Source organism: Streptomyces silvae (assembly GCF_016745505.1).
GTDB classification, from domain to species: Bacteria; Actinomycetota; Actinomycetes; order Streptomycetales; family Streptomycetaceae; genus Streptomyces; species Streptomyces silvae.
The window spans coordinates 1-26,722 of record NZ_JAERUC010000101.1; the positions used below are offsets into that span (position 1 = coordinate 1).

At 72.1% G+C, this 26,722-nt stretch carries 17 protein-coding genes; 13 read left to right on the forward strand and 4 right to left on the reverse strand.

Annotated elements, in window-relative coordinates; genetic code table 11:
- Window positions 1–51 precede the first annotated feature (51 nt).
- Complete coding sequence (locus tag JKV81_RS15595; protein WP_129265092.1) at window positions 52–654, reverse strand: hypothetical protein; 603 nt, start codon at window positions 652–654, stop codon at window positions 52–54.
- Between the two features lie 110 nt (window positions 655–764).
- The gene (locus tag JKV81_RS15600) at window positions 765–2,027 is read right to left on the reverse strand and encodes a nucleotide sugar dehydrogenase (RefSeq protein WP_129265093.1); all 1,263 of its coding nucleotides are present in this window, start codon (window positions 2,025–2,027) and stop codon (window positions 765–767) included.
- 251 nt (window positions 2,028–2,278) lie between these two features.
- Between JKV81_RS15600 and JKV81_RS15605 the strand changes: the two genes are divergently transcribed.
- From JKV81_RS15605 to JKV81_RS15630, 6 genes are all read left to right on the forward strand, one after another.
- On the forward strand, window positions 2,279–3,985 hold the full coding sequence (locus tag JKV81_RS15605; protein ID WP_129265094.1) for a glycerol-3-phosphate dehydrogenase/oxidase: 1,707 nt from the start codon (window positions 2,279–2,281) through the stop codon (window positions 3,983–3,985).
- Between the two features lie 371 nt (window positions 3,986–4,356).
- Window positions 4,357–6,399, forward strand: a complete 2,043-nt coding sequence (locus tag JKV81_RS15610) for a serine/threonine-protein kinase (protein ID WP_129265095.1) — start codon at window positions 4,357–4,359, stop codon at window positions 6,397–6,399.
- Window positions 6,400–6,621: 222 nt separating this feature from the next.
- The gene (locus tag JKV81_RS15615) at window positions 6,622–9,624 is read left to right on the forward strand and encodes a serine/threonine kinase C-terminal domain-containing protein (protein WP_202076409.1); all 3,003 of its coding nucleotides are present in this window, start codon (window positions 6,622–6,624) and stop codon (window positions 9,622–9,624) included.
- A 117-nt stretch (window positions 9,625–9,741) separates the two neighbouring features.
- The gene (locus JKV81_RS15620; RefSeq protein ID WP_202076410.1) at window positions 9,742–11,436 is read left to right on the forward strand and encodes a serine/threonine-protein kinase; all 1,695 of its coding nucleotides are present in this window, start codon (window positions 9,742–9,744) and stop codon (window positions 11,434–11,436) included.
- Window positions 11,437–11,675: 239 nt separating this feature from the next.
- Window positions 11,676–13,313: a succinic semialdehyde dehydrogenase gene (locus JKV81_RS15625; protein WP_129265098.1), complete on the forward strand. Its 1,638-nt coding sequence runs from the start codon at window positions 11,676–11,678 to the stop codon at window positions 13,311–13,313.
- Between the two features lie 47 nt (window positions 13,314–13,360).
- The gene (locus JKV81_RS15630) at window positions 13,361–15,199 is read left to right on the forward strand and encodes a GMC family oxidoreductase (protein ID WP_129265099.1); all 1,839 of its coding nucleotides are present in this window, start codon (window positions 13,361–13,363) and stop codon (window positions 15,197–15,199) included.
- Window positions 15,200–15,303: 104 nt separating this feature from the next.
- Here the strand turns inward: JKV81_RS15630 and JKV81_RS15635 are convergent, their stop codons facing one another.
- The gene (locus JKV81_RS15635) at window positions 15,304–16,311 is read right to left on the reverse strand and encodes an LAETG motif-containing sortase-dependent surface protein (protein WP_202076411.1); all 1,008 of its coding nucleotides are present in this window, start codon (window positions 16,309–16,311) and stop codon (window positions 15,304–15,306) included.
- Between the two features lie 293 nt (window positions 16,312–16,604).
- Here JKV81_RS15635 and JKV81_RS15640 point away from each other — a divergent pair, with 293 nt between their 5' ends.
- The gene (locus JKV81_RS15640) at window positions 16,605–18,368 is read left to right on the forward strand and encodes a peptidase (protein ID WP_202076412.1); all 1,764 of its coding nucleotides are present in this window, start codon (window positions 16,605–16,607) and stop codon (window positions 18,366–18,368) included.
- Window positions 18,369–18,711: 343 nt separating this feature from the next.
- Here JKV81_RS15640 and JKV81_RS15645 read toward each other — a convergent pair whose 3' ends face one another.
- Complete coding sequence (locus JKV81_RS15645) at window positions 18,712–19,062, reverse strand: chorismate mutase (RefSeq protein ID WP_129265102.1); 351 nt, start codon at window positions 19,060–19,062, stop codon at window positions 18,712–18,714.
- Between the two features lie 314 nt (window positions 19,063–19,376).
- On the opposite strand from JKV81_RS15645, the gene guaA reads away from it, so the two are divergent.
- The 6 genes from guaA (at window position 19,377) to JKV81_RS15675 (ending at window position 26,715) form a co-directional block, all read left to right on the forward strand.
- A complete protein-coding gene (guaA, locus tag JKV81_RS15650) occupies window positions 19,377–20,963 on the forward strand; it encodes a glutamine-hydrolyzing GMP synthase (RefSeq protein ID WP_129265103.1) in 1,587 nt (528 codons plus the stop codon).
- A 199-nt stretch (window positions 20,964–21,162) separates the two neighbouring features.
- Window positions 21,163–21,918 (forward strand): SAM-dependent methyltransferase, encoded by a 756-nt coding sequence (locus tag JKV81_RS15655; protein ID WP_202076413.1) that lies wholly within the window; start codon window positions 21,163–21,165, stop codon window positions 21,916–21,918.
- A gap of 129 nt (window positions 21,919–22,047) precedes the next feature.
- Entirely contained in the window at window positions 22,048–23,316 is a 1,269-nt protein-coding gene (locus JKV81_RS15660; protein ID WP_129265105.1) for a hypothetical protein, read from the forward strand.
- A 75-nt stretch (window positions 23,317–23,391) separates the two neighbouring features.
- The gene (locus tag JKV81_RS15665) at window positions 23,392–23,901 is read left to right on the forward strand and encodes a DoxX family protein (protein ID WP_202076414.1); all 510 of its coding nucleotides are present in this window, start codon (window positions 23,392–23,394) and stop codon (window positions 23,899–23,901) included.
- 168 nt (window positions 23,902–24,069) lie between these two features.
- Complete coding sequence (locus JKV81_RS15670; RefSeq protein WP_124274283.1) at window positions 24,070–24,501, forward strand: hypothetical protein; 432 nt, start codon at window positions 24,070–24,072, stop codon at window positions 24,499–24,501.
- A gap of 48 nt (window positions 24,502–24,549) precedes the next feature.
- On the forward strand, window positions 24,550–26,715 hold the full coding sequence (locus tag JKV81_RS15675; protein ID WP_202076415.1) for a hypothetical protein: 2,166 nt from the start codon (window positions 24,550–24,552) through the stop codon (window positions 26,713–26,715).
- Window positions 26,716–26,722 lie beyond the last annotated feature (7 nt).

The following is a 26,722-nucleotide window of genomic DNA, read 5'->3' on the forward strand; positions in this document are numbered from 1 at the left end:
GAGGGCCCGGACCGCATATGCGGTCCGGGCCCTCCCATGTCGTGTCGTCGGTCAGCCGGCGCGCTTGGCGCCACCGAACGCGGCGATCGGGCCCAGGGCGAGGAAGAGGTACGTCATGAAGTCGGCCTCGTGCTTCCAGACGTTCAGGAGATCACCGAAGTGGTCGAAGAAGACCTCGGAGAAACCGACACCCAGGCCGTCCGCCAGGATCATCGACATGCCGACGAGCTGGCCCAGGAAGACCGCGCCCAGGGAGAAGACGGCGCTGACGACGGCGACGAGCGGGTTGGCTCCGCCGACCTTGCTCGCCGCGAAGCCCACCAGGAAGCCGACACCGACGGCCGCGTAACCGACCTCGCGCTCGATCGAGCCGGCTATCACGCCGTAGAGGATCGCGGCGACGATCGCGGTGCCGAGGGCGGTCAGCACGCCGAGGCCGATGTTGTTGCGGGCCGGTGCCGCCGGAGCGAACGGCATGCCGCCGCCGAACTGGCCCGGCTGCTGGCCGGCGAAGGGGTTGCCCGTCGGTGCGCCCGCCGGCTGGCCCGGGTACGGGGTGCCGGGCTGCTGCTGCCCCGCGTACGGGTTTCCGTCGGTCGGCTGGCCGCCGTAGGGCTGCTGGGGCGGGTTCGGCGGCTGCACGGGCTGGCTCATGGTGGATCTTCCCCCTGGGACGTATACGCACTGCTGTGCGACGAGTGACGCCGCAGGCTAGCAGGCCGGACCGACAGGGGACACTGCGAATCCCTTGCGGGACTTGGGTCCTAGAGCCGGTGGGCGGCGCCCGCCGGGGTGGCTCCCCTTGTGTCCAGGAGAAGTTGGGCCTTCACGGCGAGGCCCTGGAGGTCGTACGTGCGGTGGTGCTGGAGCAGCACCGTCAGATCGGCTCCGGCGGCGGCCTCGTAGAGCGAGTCGGCGCGGGGGACGGGCAGGTCGCGTACCCGCCAGTCGAGGACGTGCGGGTCGTGGTAGCCGATCTGGGCGCCCATGTCCATGAGCCGGGTCGCGATCTCGCGGGCGGGTGAGGCCTCCTGGTCGGCGAGGTCCGGCTTGTACGTGATGCCGAGCAGCAGGACGCGGGCCCCCCGGACGGACTTGCCGTGCTCGTTCAGCAGGGTCGCGCAGCGCTGGATCACATAGCTCGGCATCCGGTCGTTGATCTCCTTGGCCAGCGAGACCATGCGCAAGGGGTGGCCGGGCGTACGGCTGTTGTACGGGAAGTAGCCGGGGTCCACCGGGACGCCGTGGCCGCCGACGCCGGGGCCGGGGCGGAACGGCTCGAAGCCGAACGGCTTGGTCTCGGCGCACCTGATGACGTCCCAGAGGTCGACGCCGAGGTCGTGGCAGAGCACCGCCATCTCGTTGACGAGGGCGATGTTGACGTGCCGGAAGTTGGTTTCGAGGACCTTCGTCATCTCCGCCTCGCGCGGTCCGCGGGCCCGTACGACCTTGTCGGTGAGGCGCCCGTAGAAGGCGGCGGCCGACTCGGTGCACGCGGGGGTGAGGCCGCCGATGACCTTCGGGGTGTTGCCGTACACATGGGTGCGGTTGCCGGGGTCGAGGCGGCCGGGGGAGTGGGCCAGGTGGAAGTCCCGGCCGGCGCGCAGTCCCGAGCCCTCCTCCAGCAGGGCGCGGACGAGGTTCTCGGTGGTGCCGGGCGGCACGGCCGACTCCACCAGGACCGTGGTGTGCGGACGGAGCCGGGCGGCCAGTGCCCGGGCCGCGTCGGTCACGGCGCGCAGGTCGAGCGTGCGGTCGGGCCCGAGGGGCGTGGGGGCGCAGATCGCGGCGGTGCGCACCCGGCCCAGCTCGGCCGGGTCCGCCGTGGGCCGGAAGCCGCCCGCGAGCATCCGGCGGATGTCGGAGGCGCTGAGGGATCCCTCGACCGGAGTACGGCCCGCCGAGAGTTCGGCGAAGGGGCGTGGGTCGGTGTCGAAGCCGACGGTGTGGATACCCACGCCGACAGCTGCTTGGGCGAGGGGCAGGCCGAGGTGACCGAGTCCGATGACGGCGAGGTCTGCGGGCATGTGGGCCGTCCTTTCCCTAAGACCAAGAGACGGAAAGTGCAACTGCTGGGGACAGCGCTATGTCAGACTAGGCGTAAATATGACCTATATGTCGCATTCTGTGACTCGTGTGGGGCGGGTGTTGTCCACAGGCGGTGGCTGAAGTCGTGGAGCGCGGACAGAATCGAGGGGTGGGCACGGGGCGCCCGGCCCTCCGGCCGGTCACCGCTCCCGTGCCGTACCCGATGCACCGGGATCACCGGGAGGCAGCAGTGAGGACAGCGACACTGGGACCCGCGGAGCGCGCCGAGGCGCTGGCCGCGATGGCCGAGCGCGAACTGGACGTGCTGGTCGTGGGAGCGGGCGTGGTCGGCGCCGGGACCGCGCTGGACGCCGTCACCAGAGGGCTCTCGACCGGGCTGGTCGAGGCGCGCGACTGGGCGTGCGGCACGTCGAGCAGGTCGAGCAAGCTGATCCACGGCGGGCTGCGCTATCTGGAGATGCTGGACTTCGCGCTCGTACGGGAGGCGCTGAAGGAGCGCGGGCTGCTGCTGGAGCGGCTGGCGCCCCATCTGGTGAAGCCGGTCCCCTTCCTCTATCCCTTGCAGCACAAGGGCTGGGAGCGGCTGTACGCCGGCTCGGGCGTCGCGCTGTACGACGCGATGTCGGTGTCCTCCGGGCACGGGCGGGGGCTGCCCGTGCACCGGCACCTCTCCCGGCGCCACGCCCTGCGGATCGCCCCCGCCCTGAAGAAGGACGCCCTGGTCGGCGCCCTCCAGTACTACGACGCCCAGATGGACGACGCGCGCTATGTGGCGACCCTGGTGCGCACGGCCGCGGGATACGGCGCGCACGTGGCCAACCGCGCGCGGGTGACCGGCTTCCTCCGTGAGGGCGAGCGGGTCGTCGGCGTGAGCGTGCGGGACACCGAGGGCGGCGCGGAGTACGAGATCAGGGCCAAGCAGGTCGTCAACGCCACCGGGGTGTGGACGGACGACACCCAGGCCCTGATCGGCGAGCGCGGACAGTTCCACGTCCGGGCCTCGAAGGGCATCCACCTCGTGGTGCCCAAGGACCGCATCCACTCCTCGACCGGGCTCATCCTGCGGACCGAGAAGTCGGTGCTCTTCGTGATCCCGTGGGGACGCCACTGGATCATCGGCACCACCGACACCGACTGGGACCTGGACAAGGCCCACCCGGCCGCCTCCAGCGCCGACATCGACTATCTGCTCGAACACGTGAACTCCGTGCTGAACACCCCGCTGGGCAGGGACGACGTCGAGGGCGTCTACGCCGGGCTCCGCCCCCTGCTGGCCGGCGAGTCCGACGCCACGAGCAAGCTCTCCCGCGAGCACACGGTCGCCCACCCCGCCCCCGGGCTCGTCGTCGTGGCCGGCGGGAAGTACACGACGTACCGGGTGATGGCGAAGGACGCCGTCGACGAGGCCGTGCACGGGCTGGACCAGCGCGTCGCGGAATGCGTCACCGAGGACATCCCGCTGCTGGGCGCCGAGGGGTACCCCGCCCTGTGGAACGCCCGGGCCAGGATGGCCGCCCGCACCGGGCTGCACGTCGTCCGGGTGGAGCACCTGCTCAACCGCTACGGCTCGATGACCGAGGAGCTCCTGGAGCTCGTGAAGGCCGACTCCTCGCTGGGCGAGCCCCTGGCCGGCGCCGAGGACTACCTCCGTGCCGAGATCGTCTACGCCGCCTCGCACGAGGGCGCCCGGCATCTCGACGACGTCCTGACCCGGCGCACCCGGATCTCCATCGAGACCTTCGACCGGGGCACCCGCTGCGCCCGGGAGTGCGCCGACCTGATGGCGCCGGTGCTCGGCTGGGACACGAGCCAGGTCGAGCGGGAGGTGGAGCACTACCGCAAGCGGGTGGAGGCGGAGCGCGAGTCCCAGCGGCAGCCCGACGACCTGACGGCGGACGCGGCACGGCTGGGGGCGCCGGACATCCTGCCGCTCTGAGGGCCTTTACAGGGAGCCTTCCTGAGGCTCCTTCAGCGGCCCGTGCCCGACGGCCGGCGGACCCGGCGGCTCCCGTGAGCGCCGGGTCCGCGGTGTGCCGGAAGGCGATCGCCGGGGCGCGGCCCTCGACGGCGGGCCGGGGCAGGGGGACCATGCGGGCGTGAGGTGTGGTTCGCTTGGCGGGCTCGCGGTTCGCAGGCGAGCGGAGTCAGCACCGACGGGGCGACGGGCAGCGCCCCGGGTACCGGCACGGCAGGGGGGTTCCCCGGTCCGGCCGCATCGGGGACGACCCCGGACCCGGCACCATGACCGGTCCCGGGGTGAGGGACAATGAACGCTCTGCCAGGGCGGGTTGATCGCAGAGGGGACGCATGTCGGAGGCGGAGCAGGCGCGGGAGCCCCAACGGGACAAGGACGGACGTCTCCTCGCGGGGCGGTACCGGCTCGGGGAGGTGCTCGGCCGGGGCGGCATGGGCACGGTCTGGCGTGCTGCCGACGAGACGTTGGGGCGTACGGTCGCGGTCAAGGAACTGCGTTTCCCGTCGTCCATCGACGAGGACGAGAAGCGGCGTCTCATCACGCGAACCCTGCGTGAGGCGAAGGCGATCGCGAGGATCCGCAACACCAGCGCGGTGACGGTCTACGACGTGGTCGACGAGGACGACCGGCCGTGGATCGTCATGGAGCTGATCGAGGGCAAGTCCCTCGCCGAGGTGATCCGTGAGGACGGGACGCTGACGCCGAGGCGCGCGGCGGAGGTCGGTCTGGCCATCCTCGACGTGCTGCGCTCGGCGCACCGCGAGGGCATCCTGCACCGTGACGTGAAGCCGTCCAACGTGCTGATCTCGGAGGACGGCCGGGTCGTCCTGACCGACTTCGGGATCGCCCAGGTCGAGGGCGACCCCTCCGTCACCTCGACGGGCATGCTCGTCGGCGCCCCCTCCTACATCTCGCCCGAGCGGGCCCGCGGCCACAAGCCGGGGCCGCCCGCCGACCTGTGGTCGCTGGGCGGGCTGCTGTACGCGAGCGTCGAGGGCCGCCCGCCGTACGACAAGGGCTCGGCGATCGCCACGCTGACGGCCGTGATGACGGAACCCGTCGAACCGCCGGCGCACGCGGGCATGCTGGAGGAGGTCATCTACGGCCTGCTCGCCAGGGACCCCGACGAGCGGCTCGACGACGCCGGGGCGCGGGTCCTGCTCAACGCGGTGATCAACGCTCCGGACGAGCCCGCCGTGCCACCGGCCGACTCCACCCAGGTCATGGCGCTGCCCACGATCGGCGACACCAGGAGCGACAAGGCCGGCAAGGGCGGCAAGAAGGCCGCGGCCGCGGCGGCAGCGGCCGGTGCCCTGTCCGCACCCGCCGGTGAGGGCGGTTCCGCCTCAGGGGCCGCCGCGGCCACCGGGAGACCGGACACCGGCGGCCCGGCCCCCGCGGGCCAGGCCTCCGGCTCCGCTTCCTCCTCCGCGACCACTCCGGTCGCCGCGTCCGGGCTCGCCGAGGGTACGAAGGACCGGCTGCGCGGTGCCCTGCGCTCGGTGCGCAACGCGAAGTCCCCGTCGGCCGCCGCCGCGGCCCCGGCGGCCATGGCGTCGGCCGCGGGCCCCGCGCGCCCCGCCGTGCCCCGTGCCTCGATCACCGATGTCGTGCCGCGCCGCACGCTGGCGGTCATCGCCGGTGTCGTCGTGCTCGCGGTCCTCGGTACGGTCCTGGCGCTCACCCTCGGCGGCGACGACACCGGCGACGAGAGCGGCGGGTCCAAGGGCGACTCGGCGTCGGCCGGTGCGACGGCCGGCGGTGGCGCCGAGCCCGCCACCGGCGGAGGCGCAGGCAAGGACGACGACAGCGCGAAGGACGGCGGCAAGGACGGCCAGGGCGAGGGCGAGGGAGAGGCGACCGGAGAGGCGTCGCCCTCGGCGGAGACCGGCGAACCGACCCCCGACCCGGACGCGCTGCCCGCCGGATTCAAGACGGTCACCAACAAGCAGTTCCACTTCTCCATGGCGATGCCCGGGAACTTCAAGTTCGACAAGATAGCGGGACAGAACTCCGGCGCGATCTACAACGCCGACGGAGGCTTCCCCCGCGTCCAGATCGACTACAACGCCTCCCCGAAGGACGACGCGGCAGCCGCCTGGGCCGGGGCGGTCGCGGCCACCAGGAGCCTCAGCGACGGCTACAAGCACATCGGGATAAAGAAGGTCGAGTTCAACGGCTACCCGACCGTCGCCGACTGGGAGTTCACCCGTAACCAGCAGGGCATGCGGGTCCGGGTCCTCAACCGCGGCTTCAAGGTCGACGCCACCCACGGCTACTCGATCATGATCAGCTGCAAGGCGGACGCGTGGGACGAGGACGAGTGCCGGACGCTGCGCGAAACGGCGTACGCCACCTTCGAGCCGACCGACTGACCTGCCCCGGCGGCCGGGCCGCCCGTCCGGGCGGCCCGCGGGGAGGCCGGCCGGACGGACGGGTTGGCGGACACGGCCGCACGGCCGGGACTTGCCACGTATTGTGAGAGGCCGAGGACCGTACGCAGCCGGAACGGTGGGTCAATTGCACAGCAAGTGACCGCAATTGACGGATTGATGCGGTCTCGGTGACCGGGGGACAGCGCGCTCTGGGGAGGCGTCGTGGACGACTATGCGGGTCGGGTGCTTGCCGACCGCTACCGCCTTCCGCTGCCCCCGTCCGACGCCTTCGAGCTGGTCGAGACGCGGGCCTTCGACACGTACAGCGGCCAGGAAGTGCTGGTGCGGCAGGTGCCGTTGCCGGAGGTCGTGGACGCGGAGGTGCTCGACGCCGACGGTCTGCCCTCGGCCAGGCGCGCCACCGGGCGTGCGGTGCGGCGGCCCACGGACCCCGCGGTCCGGCGGGCCATCGAGGCCGCGCAGGCGGCGGCCCAGGTGCCCGACCATCCGCGCCTGGACCAGGTCTTCGACGTGTTCGCCGAGGCGGGATCGCTCTGGATAGTGAGCGAACTGGTCGCCGCCAGGCCGCTCGCCGCGCTCCTCGCGGAACGGCCCCTCAACCCCTACCGGGCCGCCGAGATCGGCTCCGACGTCCTGACGGCCCTGCGGGTGCTGCACGCGCACGGCTGGACGCACCGCAACATCACGGTCCGTACGGTGCTGGTCTGCGACGACGGCCGCGTCGTGCTGACGGGACTCGCCGCGGGCGCGGCAGAGGAGGCGCTGTGCGGATACGTTCCGGCGCCGCACCCGGACCCGGACGAGGAGGACGTCTACGGGCCCCCGGCGGTCGAATCGGGCCCCACCGGCCCGTACGAGCCCCCGGCCGGGGAGGAGGACCCGTACGGCGAGCAGGATCCGTACGCGGTCCAGGGCGGCGAGCGGGACGCGTACGCACTGCCGGCCGCCGAGCAGGATCCGTACGACGGGCAGAGCCCCCACGCCGAGCAGGGCCCGTACGCCGTTCCGCCCGCCGGGCGTGATCCGTACGGGGCCCCGGCCGTCGAGCCCGGCTCCTACGAAGCCCCGGACCGTGAGGCCGGTCCGTATGACGCCTCGGCGCCGTTCCGGCCGGACGCGGACGCGGACGCGGACGCGGGCGACGACGCGCACGCCGCCCTGCCCGGCACGGACCAGCCGTCCGCCCCGGAAGCACTGCCCGGTCCCCGCGCGTCCACCGACGGGGTGCCGGCCCCCGGTCCCCGGGCCGAGATCGAGGTGGCGCCTTCCCCCTCCCTGCCCGTGGTGCCGCCCGGCGCCGGCAGCGCGGCGCAGCTGCGTGCCGCCCGGGCCGGAGCCATCGCCGCCTACCGCGCGGGGGCCCGCGCCGCGGCCCGCGCCGGCGAGGAGCGCAAGCGCGCGGAGCACGACCGCGACGACACCCCCGAGGCGGAGCGGCGCGAGGACCCCGCCGCGCCTCCCACCGCCTCTCCCGCCCCCGGACGGCCGGAGCTGCCCGGTGGCTGGGGCAGGGCGGCCGACGACACCTATCCGCCGTACGCCTACGCGTACGACGACGAGGACGACGACGGCGAGGACGACGACGAGGGGCCCGGCCCCACGCCCCCCGGCCGGCGCGTCCACCTCGCCGGCACCTGGGACGACGGACCGGGCGCCGGCCGCCCCGTACCCGCGGGCGGCTCCGGAGGGACGGGCGGCTCCGGTGAGGACGCGCTGCGCGCCGACTCCCGGCGCCTGGGAAGCGGCCCCGTGGAACGGCGGGACCGGCTGCCCCAGCCCGTCGCGGCCCGTACACCCGCCGGAGGATGGGACGAGGTCGTCGCAGGCCGGGGCGACACCCCCGCCTACCGCGGCCCGGCCACCCCGCTCGCTGCCGAACGCGCCCGGCAGGCCCGTATCGCCGTGGTCGGCGCCGTCACCGAGCGATGGGCGCCCGAGCAGGCCGGTCCGGTCCACGACAACTGGCAGCTCGCCCCGCCCATCGGCCCCTCCACCGACCTGTGGGCGCTCGGCGCGCTGCTCTACCGCGCCGTGCAGGGCCACGCGCCGTACCCGGAGGAGAACGCCGCCGAGCTCGTCCAGATGGTCTGCGGCGAGCCGCCCGCCTTCGCGGAGGAGTGCGGCCCGCTGCGCCCCGTCGTCGAGTCGCTGCTGCGCCAGGACCCCACGGAGCGCCCCGACTTCGAGGAGCTGCGCGGCTGGCTGCGCTCCCTCGTGCGCTCGGCCCCGGAGCCCGAGGCCGGTGCCGACGTCGTCACCCTGCCGCCCGCCGACGCCGCCCGCCTCCCGGTCGTACGCCGCCGGGGCGAGCTGGTGCGCCGCCGCCGGGGCCGCGGAGGCGCCGGCCGGCACCGCCAGGGCAAGCCGCAGCGCCGCGAGCAGCAGCAGGCGTACGAGCGGCCGCAGGCGTACGAGAAGCCGGCGCGCGCGCCCCGCGAACCCAAGGGGCCCAAGGTCCTGCGCCAGCCGCAGCCCGGTGGCCGCGCGCCGCGCAGGCTGGGACGGCTGCTGCTGGTCCTGATCCTGCTGCTGATGGCCGCCGCCGTCGCCTACGCCATGCTGTTCATGCCCGAGTCGGGGACGGGCACGGGGGCGGCGCCCTCAGGCTCCGCACCGGCCACCACGGGCCCCGGCAACAGCCCGTCCGGCGGTCCTTCGGCCTCGGCTTCGTCCGGTTCCTCGGAGTCGTCGGGCTCCTCGGGCTCGTCCGGTTCGGAGAAGCCCCAGACCAGCGGGTCCGCCGTGGCCCTCGCCTCTGGGTACGAGCTGCGCAAGGACGCCGAGGGCTTCGAGATCGGCGTACCGAAGAACTGGCAGCGCAGCCCCGCCGGTTCCGACCGTCAGGTCCGTTACGGCAGCGACGGGTTCACCGTGCTCGTCGTGCCCGGCCGGGACACCGTGAAGGCCAACGGGAGCGACCCGCTGGACTACCAGCGGACCGCGGAACCGGAGCTGAAGCCGTTCCGGGAGTCCAGCTGGGCCACCTCGACCGGGCTGCGCCGGGTCGACGTGGGCCGACAGGCCATGGCGGAGGGGCAGTTCACCTGGCAGGAGAGCAACGGCCGCCAGGTGTACGTCCGTAACCTCGTGATGATCGTGGACGGCAGATACCACATCGTCCAGGTCATCGGCCCGGAGAACGACCGGGACAAGGTCTCCGAGATCTACCAGCAGGCCATCTCCTCGTACCGCGCGGGCTCCTGACTGCGCAACAGCGGGAGGCGACAAGCATCACAGTGCGGTCTCGTGAGCGATGCGAGGTTACGTGGCGCCGCCTCCCCTCCGTACCCTGTCGTACCGAGGAACGGGGCGAGGACACACGTGGAACACGCGCAGGGCACGAACGCGGGGATCGTACTGGCGGGGCGGTACCGACTGGGTGACGTCCTGGGCAGAGGCGGCATGGGCAAGGTGTGGCGCGCCCAGGACGAGGTGCTCAACCGGACCGTGGCCGTCAAGGAGTTGACCGCCGGACTCTACGTCGCCGAGGCCGACCGCGCCGTGCTGCACGCCCGCACGCAGAAGGAGGCGCGCGCGGCGGCCCGGATCACGCACCCGGCGGTCGTCACCGTCCACGACGTCATCGAGTACGACCACCGCCCCTGGATCGTCATGCAGTACGTCGACGGGCCCTCGCTCGCCGACGCGACAAAGGAGTCCGGCGAGGTCGAGCCGCGCGAGGCGGCCAGGATCGGCCTCCATGTGCTGGGCGCCCTGCGGGCCGCCCACGGCGCGGGTGTCCTGCACCGGGACGTGAAGCCGGCCAACGTCCTGCTCGCCCGGGACGGCCAGGTCCTGCTCACCGACTTCGGCATCGCCGCGATCGAGGGCGACTCCACCATCACCAGGACCGGTGAACTGGTCGGCTCCATCGACTACCTGGCACCCGAGCGGGTGCGCGGCGGCGACCCGGGCCCCGCCTCCGACCTCTGGTCGCTGGGCGCCACGCTCTACACGGCCGTCGAGGGAAGCTCGCCCTTCCGCCGTACGTCCCCCATCTCCACCATGCAGGCCGTCGTCACGGAGGAACCGCCCCCGCCGGTGCACGGCGGCCCGCTGGCACCCGTGATCACCGCGCTGCTGCGCAAGGACCCCGCGGACCGGCCGACGGCCGAGGAGACGGAGCGCATGCTGCTGGACGCGATGGAGGGGCGTAAACCCCGTGCCGCGCAGGCGCACGTGCCGACGCAGCGGGTCTCCGAGGACGATCTGCGCGCCTTCTCCACCCCGGACGGTTCCACCGCCCAGCTCGCCCAGCCCCTGCCGCAGGCCCCGGTAGCCCCGTACACCACCGCGCAGACCACCCGGAGCGGCGGCCGGGGCCGGTGGCGCACCGTGGTGCTCGTCGTGGCACTGGCCGCCCTGATCGGCGGGGCGGCGGGCCTGATCGCGATGAAGACGGCCGGGGACGACCGGAGCACCGGACGCGGGGTGGAACAGTCCGCCGGCCCGGCGCCCGCCCCCTCCGCCGACGACGGAGCGGACAAGGCCGAGGACAAGGCCAAGGAGAAGGCCGCGGGGGAGGACGAGCCGGCCGACCAGGCCGCGAAGGACGTCCCCGACGGCTGGAAGCGGGTCGTGGACCCCGAGGGCTTCAGCATCGTCGTGCCCGAGGGCTGGGAGCGGCAGGACAACGACGGCCAGATCGACTACACCCCGGACGGCGGCGCGCACCGCATCCGGATCAGCCTCGATCCGCAGCCCGACTTCACCAACTCGTACGCGCACATGCAGAGCATCGAGAAGGACCTGGCCAGGCGCCTGCCGGAGTACCAGCAGCTGGCGATGGAGGAGAACGTCTTCCGCGACCGGCCCGGCTCCCTCTGGGAGTTCACCTGGGTCGAGTCCAAGGACTTCCCCGGACCGCGCCACGGCATCGACCAGATGTACTTCGCCGAGGCGGGCGGGCCCGAGTACGCGTTCTACATGACCGGTCCCGAGGAGGACTGGGCCGAGACCCGGGAGCTCTTCGCCACGATGCTGCGCGGCTGGGAACCTCCGGCGCAGGCCGGCTGAGCGGCCGTACCCGTCGCGGCCGCCCCCGCGCGCGCCACGCCGAGGCGGGCGGGCGGCCGAAGATTCACGATTCCTGACGCCCGATCCCGCGAAGGACGCCGGATCGCCCCTGATCAGCGGTTATGCCGCCAGTGATCACTGGCTGTATGGCCGGGTGTGGCACGCGTCCCTGGCGGGCTCTGTGAAAACCTGTTACCCACGGGTACCCAAAGTGGTCGGGCCGACATACTCTCGCCCTCATGACGGACTCGCAGGCCTCCACGACCACCCCCGCCGCCTCCGGCGCCCGCGTCGGCACCAACCCGGTGGCCGCCGCCCCGGCCGGGGCGCGCACCGCAGCCGATGTCGTCACCCCCGAGGTGATCGCCCAGCTGACCCGTGACGTCATCGGGTCCGGCCGCACGGCCAACCACAGCCCCTTCACCGGGGAGAAGCTGGCCGACCTGCCCGAGTCCACCCCCGAGGACGTCGCCACCGCCTTCGACCGCGCCCGCGCCGCCCAGCCCGCCTGGGCCGCGACACCGGTCCGGGCCAGGGCCGCCGTCCTGCTCCGCTTCCACGACCTGGTCCTCCAGCGCCAGTCCGAGGTCCTCGACCTCATCCAGCTGGAGACCGGCAAGGCCCGGCTGCACGCCCACGAGGAGGTGCAGGCCGTTGCTGTCGCCGCCCGCCACTACGGGCGCAAGGCCGGCGCGTACCTCAAGCCGAGGCGCCACACCGGGGTCGTCCCCACCCTCACCAAGGTCACCGAGCTGCGCCAGCCGCGCGGCGTCATCGGCCAGATCGCCCCCTGGAACTACCCGCTCGAACTCTCCGTCGGCGACGCGCTGCCCGCCTTCGTCTCCGGCAACGCCGTCGTGATGAAGCCCGACACGGAGACCGCGCTGACCGCCCTGTGGGCCCGCGACCTCCTCATCGAGGCCGGACTGCCCGCCGAGGTGTTCCAGGTCGTCCTGGGTGAGGGCCCCGTCGTCGGCCCCGAGGTCGTCAGCCGTGCCGACTACGTCTCCTTCACCGGCTCCACCCGCACCGGCCGCGAGGTCGCCCAGGGAGCCGCCGCCCGGCTCGTCGGCGTCTCCCTCGAACTCGGCGGCAAGAACGCCATGCTGGTCCTGGAGGACGCCGACGTGGAGAAGGCCGCCGCCGGCGCCGTCCGCGCCTGCTTCTCCTCCGCGGGTCAGCTCTGCATCTCCATCGAGCGGCTGTACGTCCACGCGTCCGTCGCCGACGCGTTCGTGGAGCGCTTCGCCGCCCGTACGAAGGCGATGCGGCTCGGCAACTCCCTCGCGTACGGCGCCGACATGGGCTCCCTCGTCGGCGAGCGGCAGCTGGAGACCGTCAGCCGGCACGTCGCCGAAGCCGTCGAGAAGGGTGCCACGCTCGTCGCGGGCGGCGTCGCCCGGCCCGACATCGGCCCGCTGTTCTACGAGCCGACGATCCTCGACGGCGTCGAGGCGCCCATGGCCGTCTGCGGCGAGGAGACCTTCGGCCCGGTCGTCTCCGTCTACCGCTTCGGCGACGACGACGAGGCCGTGGCCCTCGCCAACGCCACCCCGTACGGCCTCAACTCCAGTGTCTGGACGAAGAACGCCGCACGCGGTCACCGCGTCGCCGCCCGGCTGCGGACCGGCACGGTCAACATCAACGAGGGGTACGCACCCGCGTACGGCAGCGTCCAGTCACCCATGGGCGGCATGAAGGACTCCGGCCTCGGCCGGCGGCACGGCTCCGAGGGCATCCTGAAGTACACCGAGGCCCAGACCGTCGCCCAGCAGCGGCTGATGCCCCTGGCCCCGGCCTTCGGGATGGACGACGAGAAGTACGCCGCCTTCATGAGCCGCAGCCTCAAGGCGATGAAGGCCTTCCGGCTGCGCTGACCCCGCCCCCGCCACCCCTATCTGCCCTTTTCGTACCGAGGAGAGCCATGTCCCAGGACAGCCCTGCCCAGAATCAGGCCGCACCGGCCGTCGCGGCGGCGGACGACGACGCGTACGACTACGACGTCCTCGTCGTCGGCTCGGGCTTCGGCGGCGCGGTCTCGGCCCTGCGGCTCAGCGAGAAGGGCTACCGGGTCGGCGTCCTGGAGGCCGGCCGGCGCTTCACGCGCACGACGCTGCCCAAGAGCTCCTGGGACATCAAGAACTACCTGTGGGCCCCCGCGCTCGGCCTGTTCGGCATCCAGCGGGTGCATCTGCTGGGCAAGGTGATGGTGCTGGCCGGCGCGGGTGTCGGCGGCGGCTCCCTCAACTACGCCAACACCCTGTACGTGCCGCCCGCGCCGTTCTTCGAGGACCGTCAGTGGGCGGACATCACCGACTGGAAGGCCGAGCTGGCGCCGTACTACGACCAGGCGAAGCGGATGCTCGGGGTGCGGCTCAACCCGACCGTGACCCCGGCGGACGTCCACCTCAAGGCCGTGGCCGAGACCATGGGCGTCGGCGACACCTTCCACCTCGCGCCGGTCGGCGTCTTCTTCGGCGACGGCCAGGACGCCGACGGCACGGCGCACGCGAAGCCCGGCGGGGAGACGCCCGACCCGTACTTCGGCGGCGCGGGCCCCGCCCGCAAGGCCTGCTCCCAGTGCGGTGAGTGCATGACGGGCTGCCGTCACGGCGCGAAGAACACGCTCAACGAGAACTACCTGTACCTCGCCGAGAAGGCCGGTGCCGTGATCCACCCGATGACGTCCGTCGTCGCGGTCACGGACGACACCGAGGGCGGCTACCGCGTCTCGACCGTGCCCACCGACCGGCGCCGCAAGGCGGCACCCTCGGTGCTGCGGGCCCGGAAGGTGGTCATCGCCGCCGGTACGTACGGCACGCAGACCCTGCTGCACACCATGAAGGACGAAGGACTGCTGCCCCGGCTGTCCTCCCGGCTCGGCGAACTGACCCGCACCAACTCCGAGGGCCTCGTGGGGGCGCAGACCAGCGACCGCCGCTACCGCAAGAAGCACGGCACCGCCAAGGCCGACTTCACCCGGGGCGTCGCCATCACCTCCTCGATCCACCCCGACGAGAACACCCACATCGAACCGGTGCGCTACGGCAAGGGCTCCAACGCGATGGGCGCGCTCACCATCCTCCAGGTGCCCTACAGCACCCACCGGGTGCTGAGCTGGTTCGGTCAGGTGGCCAGGCACCCGCTGCTCCTGGTGCGCTCGCTGTCCAACCGGCGGTGGTCGGAGCGGACCATCATCGGCCTCGTCATGCAGTCGCTGGACAACTCGCTGACCGCGTACCGCAAGCCCGGCGGCCTCGGCAAGGGGCTGCTCACCGCCCGGCAGGGCCACGGCTCGCCCAACCCGACCCAGATCGCCGAGGCCACCCAGGGCGCGACCCTGCTGGCCCAGGAGATCAACGGCTTCGCCGGATCGAACATAGGCGAGCTGATGGGCACCCCGCTCACCGCGCACTTCCTGGGCGGCTGCCCGATCGGGGCGAGCCCCGAGCAAGGGGTCATCGACCCGTACCACCGGCTGTACGGACACCCCGGCATCTCCGTGGTCGACGGCGCCGCGGTCTCCGCCAACCTGGGCGTCAACCCGTCGCTGACCATCACCGCGCAGGCGGAGCGCGCGATGTCCTTCTGGCCCAACAAGGGGGAGGCGGACCCGCGCCCGGCGCAGGACTCGGCGTACGAGCGGCTCGCCGCGGTCGAGCCGAAGGCGCCCGCCGTGCCGAAGGAGGCGTTCGGCGCGCTGAAGCTGCCGTTCCTGGGGATGCCGGCGGTGCCGCCGAAGAAGGCCGCCTCGGACGCCTGAGCCCTTCGGACGACTGAGCCCTTCGGACGACTGGCCCGGGGAACGCCGAGGGGCTGCACCCCCCTCCGAGTGCAGCCCCTCCACGTTCCTGCCGGTGACGCGCCTTACGCGGCGGCGTCACCGGTCTTGCGGCGCCGCACGACGAATATCGCGCCGGCACCCAGCACCACGGCCGCGCCGCCCGCGAGGGCGATCACCGGAGTGGTGGAGGACGAACCGGTCTCGGCGAGGCTGCCGGTGACCTTGGTGGTGCCGGTCGGCTTCGTGTCGGGGACGGGGATCTTGCCGCCCTCCTGGGGCTTCGCACCGTCGTCGTCACCCGCGTCGACGATCTGGAACTTGTAGGCGACGTCCGTGAAGCACGGCTCGGCCTCGAAGTCCTCGCCGAAGACGAGCCCGCCGCCGAGGCTGAAGCCGGCACCCACCGGGGCGCTCGCCTTCACCTTGATGCGCAGGTCGATGTCGACCTCGTAACCGGGCTTGATCTCGTCGGTCTCACCGACGTAGCCGGACGAGACACCGAAGTCGTCCAGGTCCGCCCAGCTGCCGTCGGCCTCGTCGAAGGCCTGGAGCTGGACCTGCTGGGAGGTGAAGAGCTTCTCGCCCGCCTTGTCGGCGGCGGCGCCCGCGAAGAACGCCACGTTCTTCACGGTCTTCTTCGAGTCGTTGTAGACGTTGAAGGTGAACCGGTCCCAGCCGCCACCCCGGACGATCTTGCCGGAGAGACCCTTGATGGAGAGCTCCAGCGGACGCGGCGTGCACTCGTCGAGCGGCTCCTCCTCGTCCTCCTCGTCGGTCGCCGAAGGGGTGGGCGTCGGCGTCGCGGAGGCGGACGGCGACTCGGTGGTGGTCGCGGACGGGGAGGCCGTGCCGGGCGCGGTCTCCTCGGACGACTCCGTGGCCGACGGGGTGGCCGTGGCGGTCTCCGACTCGGTGGCCTCGGGGGAGGCAGTCTCGGACGGCGTCCCGCTCGGGGTCTCGGTCGGCGCCGGCGAGGTGGTCTCGGTCGTCGTGGTCTCGGGGTCCGCGAACGCGGCCGGCGCCGAGAGCAGGACGACCGGGCCTATGACAGCGGTGGCGGCAGCGAGTGCCAGGGTGCGGCGAAGCTTCATCTGGGGCCTCAGCGGGTCCGTGGTACCGCGTGTGCCGCGGTACGCCTGAAAGGGATGAACGGGCCTGCCGTTGTGGGGCACGGAACGAGCCTTGTGTGTTCGCCATGCATGACCTGTGACAGGAGTGAACGGTTGTCCGGGCTTTCACAGAATCTTTATGTGGCGCTCGACACACCCCGCGCACCGTGCCCGATCCGTGATCTTGACCGGAGCAACTCTTCGTACGGCTGGGAGGTCGAACCCGTACTGCGTCACAGCAGTCACACAGCTCCGCCGATCCTCAGAGGTTCGCGATGACACGCCTTTCCCCGAGAACAGCGCTGCGCCGTGCGGCAGGCGGTCTCGCCGCCGCCGGGCTGCTGGCCGCCGGTTCGCTCGCCGTCGGCGCCCCGGCGCGGGCGGACACCCCCGTCCTCACCCTCGGCGGCCCCGCCGAGACCGCCGTGCACCCCTACCCGGAGACCGGGAGCCCCCAGAAGTCCTCGCTCGGGCTCACCGTCCACAACCCGGACCCCGACGAGGAGAGCACGGGCTACGAGGGCGAGGTGACCTACACCCTCGACCTCAGCGGCATCGCGGGCGTCGCCGAACTCACCCCGGCCGAGGACACGGGAGCGGACTGCGAGATCACCGGGGCCACGGCCGTCTGCCACGACTGGGGCGTCTACGCGGGCCTCAGCTCCATCGCCGACTTCGACCTCGCCGCAGCGAAGGGCAGCAAGGACGGCGCCTCCGGCACCATCGAGGTGACCGGATCGGCGGACGGGGTCACCTTCACGCCCTTCTCGACGAAGGTGACCGTCGGCGGCCCCGACCTGGTCATGAAGCGGCTCCCCTTCGAGCAGCAGCTCCGGCCGGGCGACGTACAGTCCGCACCGATCACGTTCACCAACAAGGGCACCACGGCCGCCGACGGCGTCCTGCTGACCCTGATGTACTCGCGCGGCCTCGACCTCCCCCAGCGCTACGCCAACTGCGAGTACAACGATGAGGCCGGGGAGGACCCCTTCGACGGCTTCGTCTGGGCCACCGCCCTCTGCTCGGTCCCCGGATCCTACGAACCGGGCGCCACGTACACCCTGGGGGAGCCGCTGCCCGTCAAGGCCACCGAGCGCGCCTTCTACGACACCTTCATCTACCGCATCGACGAGGACAGCGCGGCGCAGCGCTCCGCGCAGCGGGCGGGCGCGCCCTTCAGCCGGGGCACCGGCTCCGCCCTGACCATGAAGAAGGTCACGTCCTCCGCCCGCAGCGCGGACCTCGACCCCTGGGACAACCAGCAGGAGGCCGACTTCCGTACGGAGAACACCGCGAACTTCGTCGCGGTGGGCGACACGGCGGACGGCGCCGTGGGCGAGACCGTCACGGCGGACCTCGGCTTCCGTAATGACGGACCGGCCTGGATCGGCTACATCCGGTCCGGTGAGCCCGTCGCCACCTTCGACTTCACCGTCCCCGAGGGCGCCGTGGTCACCCGTAAGCCGGCCTCCTGCCAGGGGGTGACGGCGGACGGCACGTACCGCGAGGACCAGAACGGCGCACCCCGCTACGTCTGCGACGCGTCGATGACCGTGCGCGACGGGGCGGAGATCTCGCTGCCGTTCGACCTGAGGATCACCGAGCAGGTCCCGGACGCCGAGGGCGCCGTACGGATCCGCAACACCTGGCTGACCGACCCCGCGCTGCCCTTCGACCCGAAGCCGGCCGACAACACCGCGCGGCTGGTGCTCAACGGCACCGGCTCCGCCGACACGGGCGGCACGACCGACGGCACCACCGGAACGGGCGGCTCCACCGAGGGATCGGCCGGCGGCGACACCGGTGCGCCCTCTGGAGGTCAGGAGGACGGGCAGACGTCCGGCACCCCGGGTACGTCTTCCGGCGCCGGTTCGAACGGGAGCACGGGCGGTACGTCCGGCTCCGCCTCGACGGACACCGGGGGCTTCCTCGCCTCCACGGGTTCCGTCGCGCTCATGGCCACCGCCGCCGCGGTGATCGCCCTGGCCGCGGGCGGTGTGCTGTACGCGACGACCCGGCGCCGCGCCGAGCGGGTCTGAGGCCGCCGCTCAAGAGGGTCCATTCGGCGGCCGGTCCCGGGCGTCCCCGGAACCGGCCGCACATGGGTGACCGGGCTGCTGTCCCCTGCCGACCGGTCACACGCGCCGGGTCGTGGTCCCACGGCGTACCTGGGGTACGCCACACGTCCCGGCGGAGCCACGCGTGGATTCCTACCGATGCCGCCCCTGGCTGGCACGGACATCAGGACCAACGAAGCCGTCGGGTGCCCGGTCACGCGCCGTACGGGTGAGACCGGGCCCGAACGCGGGTGCGGCCGTACAGCCTTCCCGTGCGTCACACCCGGCGGCTTCCCGTGCGCCACCCGCGACCGCTCTCCGGACGTCACACCCGGCCGCGGCACAGCTCCAGCAGCGTCATGGCGAGGGCCGTGCCCGGCTTGCCCAGGGCATCGCTGTAGTGGCTGAGGACGTCCATCTCCCGGGAGAGGTTCACCCGGCGCCCGCCGGACGTGATCCTGGCCTCCTGGATCACCGCCGAGACGGCCATCCGTTCCTGGACGAGGCCGATGATCCGGTCGTCCAGCGCGTCGATGCGCGTCCGGGCGCCGCCGATCAGGGAGGCAGCCTCCTCGGTGTGGGCGCCGGTCCGCTCGGCGGCCGTCTTCGTGGGGGCGGATACGGATGCGGATGCGGGGGCGGACGCAGGTGCGGGGGCGGGTGCGGTGCTGGTCATCTGTGACTCCTGGTGGGCTGTGGGCCCCCGGAGCGACGGGTCCGGAACGCCAGAACGCCCCGGGCCTGTCGGCCCGGGGCGCCTGGAACGTTGCTTGTCAGTTGCTCAAGCAGCACGACCATGGCAGCCGGCGGGCCGGGTGCCATAGGTAAAGACGAAGATCGTGTGCTGACGCATGGCAGCAAGTATGGACCCCGTCCGGGGCCGGGTCCACGCCGGGCCCGGATGGTGAGACGGGAGCCCGGCGGGGCGATGTTCCACGGCCGGTAGAATTGGGAGGACCGACCCCCTCTCCACCGCCGGAAGGCCGCCCCGTGCCAGCAGCACCCCCCGCCGCCCCCGACACCACGACCGACGTCGTCCTGGTTGTCGACTTCGGCGCGCAGTACGCCCAGCTCATCGCCCGACGCGTCCGTGAGGCCCGGGTCTACAGCGAGATCGTCCCGTCCACGATGCCGGTGGCCGAGATGCTGGCCAAGAACCCCCGGGCGATCATCCTCTCCGGCGGACCGTCCTCGGTGTACGCGGAGGGCGCGCCCAGCCTGGACCGCTCGCTGTTCGAGGCCGGGGTCCCGGTCTTCGGCATGTGCTACGGCTTCCAGCTCATGGCCACCACCCTCGGCGGCACGGTCGACGACAACGGGGCACGTGAGTACGGCCGCACCCCGCTCGCCGTCTCCAAGGCCGGCTCCACCCTCTTCGAGGGCACGCCCACCGAGCAGTCGGTCTGGATGTCGCACGGCGACGCCTGCTCCGCCGCCCCCGAGGGCTTCACCGTCACCGCGTCCACCGACGTCGTCCCGGTCGCCGCCTTCGAGAACGACGAGAAGAAGCTGTACGGCGTCCAGTACCACCCGGAGGTCATGCACTCGACCTACGGCCAGCAGGTCCTGGAGCACTTCCTCTACCGGGGCGCGGGCATCGAGCCCACCTGGACGACGACCAACGTGGTCGAGGAGCAGATCGCCCTGATCCGCGAGCAGGTCGGCGACAAGCGCGCCATCTGCGGCCTCTCCGGCGGCGTGGACTCCGCGGTCGCCGCGGCCCTCGTGCAGAAGGCCATCGGCTCCCAGCTCACCTGCGTGTACGTCGACCACGGTCTGATGCGCAAGGGCGAGACGGAGCAGGTCGAGAAGGACTTCGTCGCCGCGACCGGCGCGAAGCTGAAGGTCGTCGACGCCGAGAAGCGCTTCCTCGACGCCCTGGCCGGTGTGTCCGACCCGGAGGAGAAGCGGAAGATCATCGGCCGCGAGTTCATCCGCGTCTTCGAGCAGGCCCAGCTGGAGATCCTCCAGGAGGACGGCCCCGAGGTCGCCTTCCTCGTCCAGGGCACCCTCTACCCGGACGTCGTCGAGTCCGGTGGCGGCACCGGTACCGCCAACATCAAGTCCCACCACAACGTGGGCGGACTTCCCGACGACATCGAGTTCCAGCTCGTCGAGCCGCTGCGCCAGCTGTTCAAGGACGAGGTCCGGATGGTCGGCCAGGAGCTCGGCCTGCCGGAGGAGATCGTCCAGCGCCAGCCGTTCCCCGGCCCCGGCCTCGGGATCCGTATCGTCGGCGACGTCACCAAGGAGCGGCTCGACCTGCTGCGCGAGGCCGACGCCATCGCCCGCGAGGAGCTGACCGCGGCCGGCCTCGACCGTGACATCTGGCAGTGCCCCGTGGTCCTGCTCGCGGACGTCCGCAGCGTCGGTGTCCAGGGCGACGGCCGCACCTACGGCCACCCGATCGTGCTGCGCCCGGTCTCCTCCGAGGACGCCATGACGGCCGACTGGTCGCGCCTGCCGTACGAGACGCTGGCGAAGATCTCCACCCGCATCACCAACGAGGTCGCCGACGTCAACCGCGTGGTGCTCGACGTGACGAGCAAGCCGCCGGGGACGATCGAGTGGGAGTGATCCCCGCCCTGCGAGCCCCCTGAGCCCCTGAGTCCCTTGGGGCTTCTGAGGCCGAGCCGATGCCGTCGCCCGTTCGTCCGGGCGGCGGCATCGTCGTATCCGCGGGGTCCACCCGGTCGGCCGGGTCTGCCGGGGCTGTCGGGCGGGCCGATGCTAATCCGGTGGCAGGACTCCCTCACCCGTGGAATGGTGCGGCCCCATGTCCGCCGAAGAAGTCCGCGCCCTCATGTCCGCCCCCGGCAACGAGCACCTCACCTGGAACACCCCGCTCTCCGAGGAACACGCCGCCCAGCTGATCGCCGCCTGCGCCCCCGCCCCCGGCGCCCGGATCGCCGACTTCGGCAGCGGCTGGGGTGAGCTGCTGATGCGCCTGGTCGAAGCGGCGCCGGGCTCCACCGGGGACGGTGTCGAGACCGACCCGGACGCCGTCGCGCGGGGCCGGCGCCTGGCCGAGGAGCGAGGGCTCGCCGACCGGGTACGGTTCCACGGGGTGCCGGCCGCCGAGTACCAGGGCGACGGCTACGACCTGGCCGTCTCCATCGGCTCCTCGCACGCCTGGCCGGGCGGCACCCCGGAGGCGCTCGACGCCCTGCGGGCAGCCGTACGCCCCGGTGGCCGGGTGCTGTTCGGCGACGGGTTCTGGGAGCGGGAGCCCTCGCCCGCCGCGCTGGAGGGCCTCGGCGCGGAGGCCGACGACTTCGGCCCGCTCCTGGGCCTGGTCCGGCAGGCGGAGGCGGCCGGGCTCCGGCCGCTCCAGGTGACCGTGGCGGACCAGCGCGAGTGGGACCTCTTCGAATCCGCCGCCAACATCGGGCGCGGCGAGCGCTGGGCGCTGGCCAACCCGGGCCACCGGCTGCACGCCGCGGTGACCGAGGCCGTCGACGCCCGCCGCAACGGCTACTACGGGGGATACCGCGGGACCCTGGGCCTCGCCTACCTCGTACTCGGCGCCTGAAAATCGCACATTTCCACGACACGCGCCCCCGGCCCGCCCCGATGCGGGACGAGCCCGCTCCGTACGGCACAATTCGCAGAAATCACAGGTGAGTTGGTTCTACCGGGGCAGGAAAGGGCGGCGTTCTCCGTGGCGTTGGACGAGGCGAGGGCGAAAAGTGCGCACGGCGGTGGCTGTACGTGCGGTGACTGCCCGCACGGAGCACGCGAGGGTCACCGGCGGGCCGTGGCGGCCTTCCTCACCAAACGGGACGAACTGGCCGCCGGACAGGGCCTTCCCGGCGGGGTCGCCCAGTCCGTCTCCGCGTCCCGGCAGTGGGTGTCGGACGAGCTGACCGAGTCGGCCCGTACGGTCGCCGACCGCAGCCGGGAGGCCGGTGACGCCTGGCTCCACGCCCTCTGGCTGCGCACCCTGACCGTGGTCTGGGGCGGTGTGGCCCTGCTGGTCATCGGCGAGGCGGCCACCGCCATCGGGGCCGGCTGGTCGACCGCCCGCACCGCCGGCCTGCTCGCCGCACTCGTCACGGCGGGCCTGCTGACCGGCGCCGCCCGCGTCCACCGGGCCCGCGGCGGCCTCCTCGCCCCGCTGATCGGCGAGGACAACCGGCTCTCCACCTCGCGCACCGTCGCCGCCTCCTGGGTGCTGCTCGCCGTCTTCGCCGTCCTCGTCCTCGCGCTGCAACTGGCCGGGGCCTCCGACCACGCCGACCGCGACACCCTGATCGAGGGCCTGGACCTGGTCCGCTCGGCCGGCGTGCTGACCGTGCTCGCGCTGGTGTGCGCCGTCGCCGTCGTCGTGCGCCGCGTGGTGACCGTACGGGTGCTGGGCCAGCGGTTGCAGAAGCTGCGGGCCGACCGGCCCCGGGCCGCCGACCTGCTCACGGACGACTCCGGGCGCGGCAGCTTCACCGATGTGCAGTACGTGCTGGTCAGCACGGTCGCCGTACTGTTCGCCGCGGTCCGCCTGGCCCGCCGCCCCGAGCAGCTGCCCGACCTGCCGTGGGGCCTGGCGGTCCTGGTGGCCGTCTCGGCCGCGACGTACTTCGCGGGGAAGTACGCGGAGGGCGGCCGCCCGGTCATCCTGTCGGTCGTCCGGGCCAGGGAGGCCGGGGACCTGGACGCTCCGATCCGTACCGGTGACGACATCGAGATCCGCGGCGCCGGATTCGTCCCCCCGGGCGCGGGAAGCCCCGACCGGCTGGCGCGGGTGGTCGTCAGGATCGGCCGGGTGCACGTCCACGTCCCCCTGATCCCGGTCACCGGAGGCTTCGCCAACCCGGCCGACACGGTCCTCACCGTGCCCGTGCCCGTCGAGGTCGAACCGGGGGCGGTGGAGGTGCAGGTCGTGACGGCCGCGGGGGTGGAGACCAACTCCTGCCTCATCGATGTCACGGACTGAACCGCGCACCTGGTGAGCGGCGCCCCATCGGCGTACGTATGGTCTGCTGAAGGGCCAACGGAAAGCGGGGCAGTGATGCACGGGTACAGGGGCGGTTCGTACGGGCTGGACGAGCCGAGAAGTCTCCGGGACCGGGCGCGCGAATACGCGCTCCTTCCCCTGCGGATCTTCCTCGGCGTCACCTTCGTCTACGCGGGGCTCGACAAGCTGACCGACAGCGCGTTCCTGTCCGCGAGCGGGTCCGGCTCGATCGACGAGATGATGAACGCCGTACGCGACAGCGCGGCGATCCCCGGCCTGGTGGACCTGGCCCTGAAGGCCCCCGAAGGCTTCGGCTACGCCATCGCGATCGGCGAACTCCTCGTCGGCCTGGGCACCCTGGCCGGCCTCTGGGCACGCGTCGCGGCGCTGGGCGGGGCCCTGATCTCACTGAGCCTGTGGCTGACGGTGAGCTGGCAGAGCACGCCGTACTACTACGGCAACGACCTGGTCTACCTCATGGCCTGGCTGCCGCTGCTGCTGGCGGGGGCACCTTACTGGTCCCTGGACGCCATGAGGGGACGGCGGCGGCCGGGACGGATCTGAGGGTACGAAAGGCTGACAGAAGGGGTCGTACCGGCCGTCGGCTGTCGGCGTGATGTGAGCATGTTGCACCCGTATGCCTCCAGTGCGTTCACGCTGCACGCAAGTTGTTAGCGTGGCGGAGCGGCGGTGTCCATCAGGGCTGCCGACGTACGGGGAAGGGGCCGGCGCGTGGCTTGGGACGAATGGGAACAGCTCAAGAGCGACGCTGCGGAGAGGGGCTCCGCGCGCATGCAGCTCAACCGGGCTCCCGCGGCCGGGGGTGGCGGCAGCGCGTCCAGCGGTGACCTGGTCGTGCACGACGACCAGCTGGGGAAGCTGGGCAACACGGCGTACGAGCTGCGCCAGCAGTTCGGGACGGCCAGCGACTTCGCTCGCCCCAGTACGTTCACCGCGTCGATCGACCTCTTCAACGACGGTCTCGACATGGGGTCCGCGCTGACCGAGCTGCACGACGCGTGGAACAGCCAGACCGGCACCTTGAAGGAGGCGTGCGCGCACATCTCGAACCACTTCGACTTCACGCGCGCACAGCACTCCAAGGACGAGGTCCACATCCAGACGAGTATTTCGGTGTCGAAGATCGACGATTACATCAAGTAGCTCATCGGAATCGATCGTCGACCGACAACTACGGGGCTGGGCAGCGTTATGGCAGCAGAGATGATGACGGCGCAGGAACTCACCGACCTGCGTCTGGGCACGCTGGACACCGCGGTGTCCGACTGGGAGAAGATGCACGGCAAGCTGGACACCCTGGCGACCGGGGGCGGCGGCGGTGTGAGCGCCAAGGCGCTGGAGACGCAGGCGAAGGCCGCCGACTGGTCGGGCGCCAACGCCACCATCTCCAAGGAGTTCGTCACCAAGATCGCCGTCGAGTTCCAGGACGTGGCCGGCCAGGCGAAGAGCGTGCTCGGAATCCTGCGTGACGCCAGTGCCGCCTTCAAGAAGCACAAGACGGCCCTGCGGACGATCATCGACGACCTCGCCAAGCACCACATCTACATCAACGACAAGGGCGGGGCAATCGCCTCCGTCCCCTCGGGTGCGGCAGCCGGCAAGGGCGACATCCCCACGCCGACCGACGAGGAACTCGCCGTGGCGGAGCGCCGGGTGAAGCGGGTGCTCTGGGAGGCGAGCGAGACCGACCGCATCGCCGCGCGGGCCCTGCGCGCACTCGCGAAGAACAAGCACGACTTCACCGGCGACGGCCCCGGTGGGCTCAAGGAGGCCGACGACCGTCAGGGCAAGGCGGACGCCGACTACTGGGCGAAGAAGGCCCAGGAGTCCAACCCCGGGGAGTGGAGCGATGCGGAGATCGCGCGCTTCAACGAGACGCTCAAGGATCAGCGGGACAACCCGGGCTTCAGCGAGCGCTTCGCGACGACCCTCGGCGGTGAGGGAACACTCCAGTTCTGGCGGGACATGGCGGCCCCGCCCGGCGGCGCGGTCGAGGGTGACCGGGCAAAGACCCTCGCCGAGGTCCAGGACAACCTGAGCATGACGCTTGCCACGGCCACCCAGAGCGAGAGCCCCGCCATGGACACCTGGAAACGGGAGGTGATCGCGGCCGGCGACAAGCCGTTCCCGATCCAGGGTCTGCCGATGGGGCCCAACGGCTACCAGGTCATGAGCAGCCTGATGGACAAGGGCAAGTTCGACGACGAGTTCCTGAACGACTACGGCGACAGCCTGCTGAAGTACGAGCGCGAGTACCCCGGGGACCCGGAAGTCGCCTGGCGCGACACGGCCAACCTCAACTACCCGCCCACGGACGAGCCCAACGACCCGTTCGTCGGCTTCATGGAAGGGCTCGGACACAATCCCGAGGCGTCGCTGGACTTCTTCAACGACTCGACGACCGCGGACGGCAAGGAGATGGACAACTGGGACTACCTGGTGGCCAAGGGCGACGACGCCCGCGCATGGCCTCCGGGTGAGGACGGCAAGCCGCTGGGTCACGACGCCCTGGGTCACGCCCTCGAGTCGGCCACCATCGGCGTCCCGCACGACTCGGACGCGACACCGCCGAAGCACTCGGCCGGCAGCGCGGAGCTCGTGAACCGGATCGTTGCGGAGTACGGCAAGAACCCGGACCGCCTCGACGCTTCCCCTATGAACGACAGCTTCGGCAACATCACAGCCGAGTACATGAGGGATGTGCAGGACGGGCTGAACGGCAGGCGGGACGTCCCCACCTACGGAAGCAACGCCAACCTTGGTGATCTCGGCAACGACGGCACCCTGAAGAGCTTCCTGGGAGCGGTGGGCAAGGACCCGGACGCGTACGGCGCGATTCTCAACTCCCAACAGGCGGTATCGACCGAGCTGATCAACGACGCCTTCCACGAACGGGACAAGCTCGGAAACGTCCTGTCGGAGGAGGTGAACCTCCGGGTGGCACCGGGTGCGGAGATCGCCGGAATCATGGCCGACTCGCGGACCCAGGCCGTCTACGACGACAAGATCGCCGCGGACGCCGAGTTCAACGAAGGACTGGTCACCGCGGACAAGTGGGCGGGCCGGGCCATCGACACGGGACTCGCACGCTTCCCGGTGGCGGGGGAGGCCGCGGGCTGGGTGGTCGGCGACATCCGCGAAGCGGTCCTGGAGAACTACACCCGCGACTCCAGTGGTGAGGCACAGAAGGAACGGGACACATTCCTGGCCACTCAGCGATCCGGTTCCGCCGACGCGATGTACGACGCGACCTACACAGCGGCCATCGAGGCAGGCATCAGCGAAACCCAGGCCAAGGCCATGGCCGGCAGCTCGTCCGAACAGGTGAAGGACAGCTACGGTCAGGGCAGGCAATAGTGCGGGA

What these genes read in the sequence shown, in the direction of transcription:
- JKV81_RS15595 (WP_129265092.1), bottom strand. Translation starts at nt 654, where the DNA reads ATGAGCCAGCCCGTGCAGCCGCCGAACCCGCCCCAGCAGCCCTACGGC.
- JKV81_RS15600 (WP_129265093.1), bottom strand. Translation starts at nt 2,027, where the DNA reads ATGCCCGCAGACCTCGCCGTCATCGGACTCGGTCACCTCGGCCTGCCC.
- JKV81_RS15610 (WP_129265095.1), top strand. Translation starts at nt 4,357, where the DNA reads ATGTCGGAGGCGGAGCAGGCGCGGGAGCCCCAACGGGACAAGGACGGA.
- JKV81_RS15625 (WP_129265098.1), top strand. Translation starts at nt 11,676, where the DNA reads ATGACGGACTCGCAGGCCTCCACGACCACCCCCGCCGCCTCCGGCGCC.
- JKV81_RS15630 (WP_129265099.1), top strand. Translation starts at nt 13,361, where the DNA reads ATGTCCCAGGACAGCCCTGCCCAGAATCAGGCCGCACCGGCCGTCGCG.
- JKV81_RS15635 (WP_202076411.1), bottom strand. Translation starts at nt 16,311, where the DNA reads ATGAAGCTTCGCCGCACCCTGGCACTCGCTGCCGCCACCGCTGTCATA.
- JKV81_RS15640 (WP_202076412.1), top strand. Translation starts at nt 16,605, where the DNA reads ATGACACGCCTTTCCCCGAGAACAGCGCTGCGCCGTGCGGCAGGCGGT.
- JKV81_RS15645 (WP_129265102.1), bottom strand. Translation starts at nt 19,062, where the DNA reads ATGACCAGCACCGCACCCGCCCCCGCACCTGCGTCCGCCCCCGCATCC.
- JKV81_RS15655 (WP_202076413.1), top strand. Translation starts at nt 21,163, where the DNA reads ATGTCCGCCGAAGAAGTCCGCGCCCTCATGTCCGCCCCCGGCAACGAG.
- JKV81_RS15665 (WP_202076414.1), top strand. Translation starts at nt 23,392, where the DNA reads ATGCACGGGTACAGGGGCGGTTCGTACGGGCTGGACGAGCCGAGAAGT.
- JKV81_RS15675 (WP_202076415.1), top strand. Translation starts at nt 24,550, where the DNA reads ATGGCAGCAGAGATGATGACGGCGCAGGAACTCACCGACCTGCGTCTG.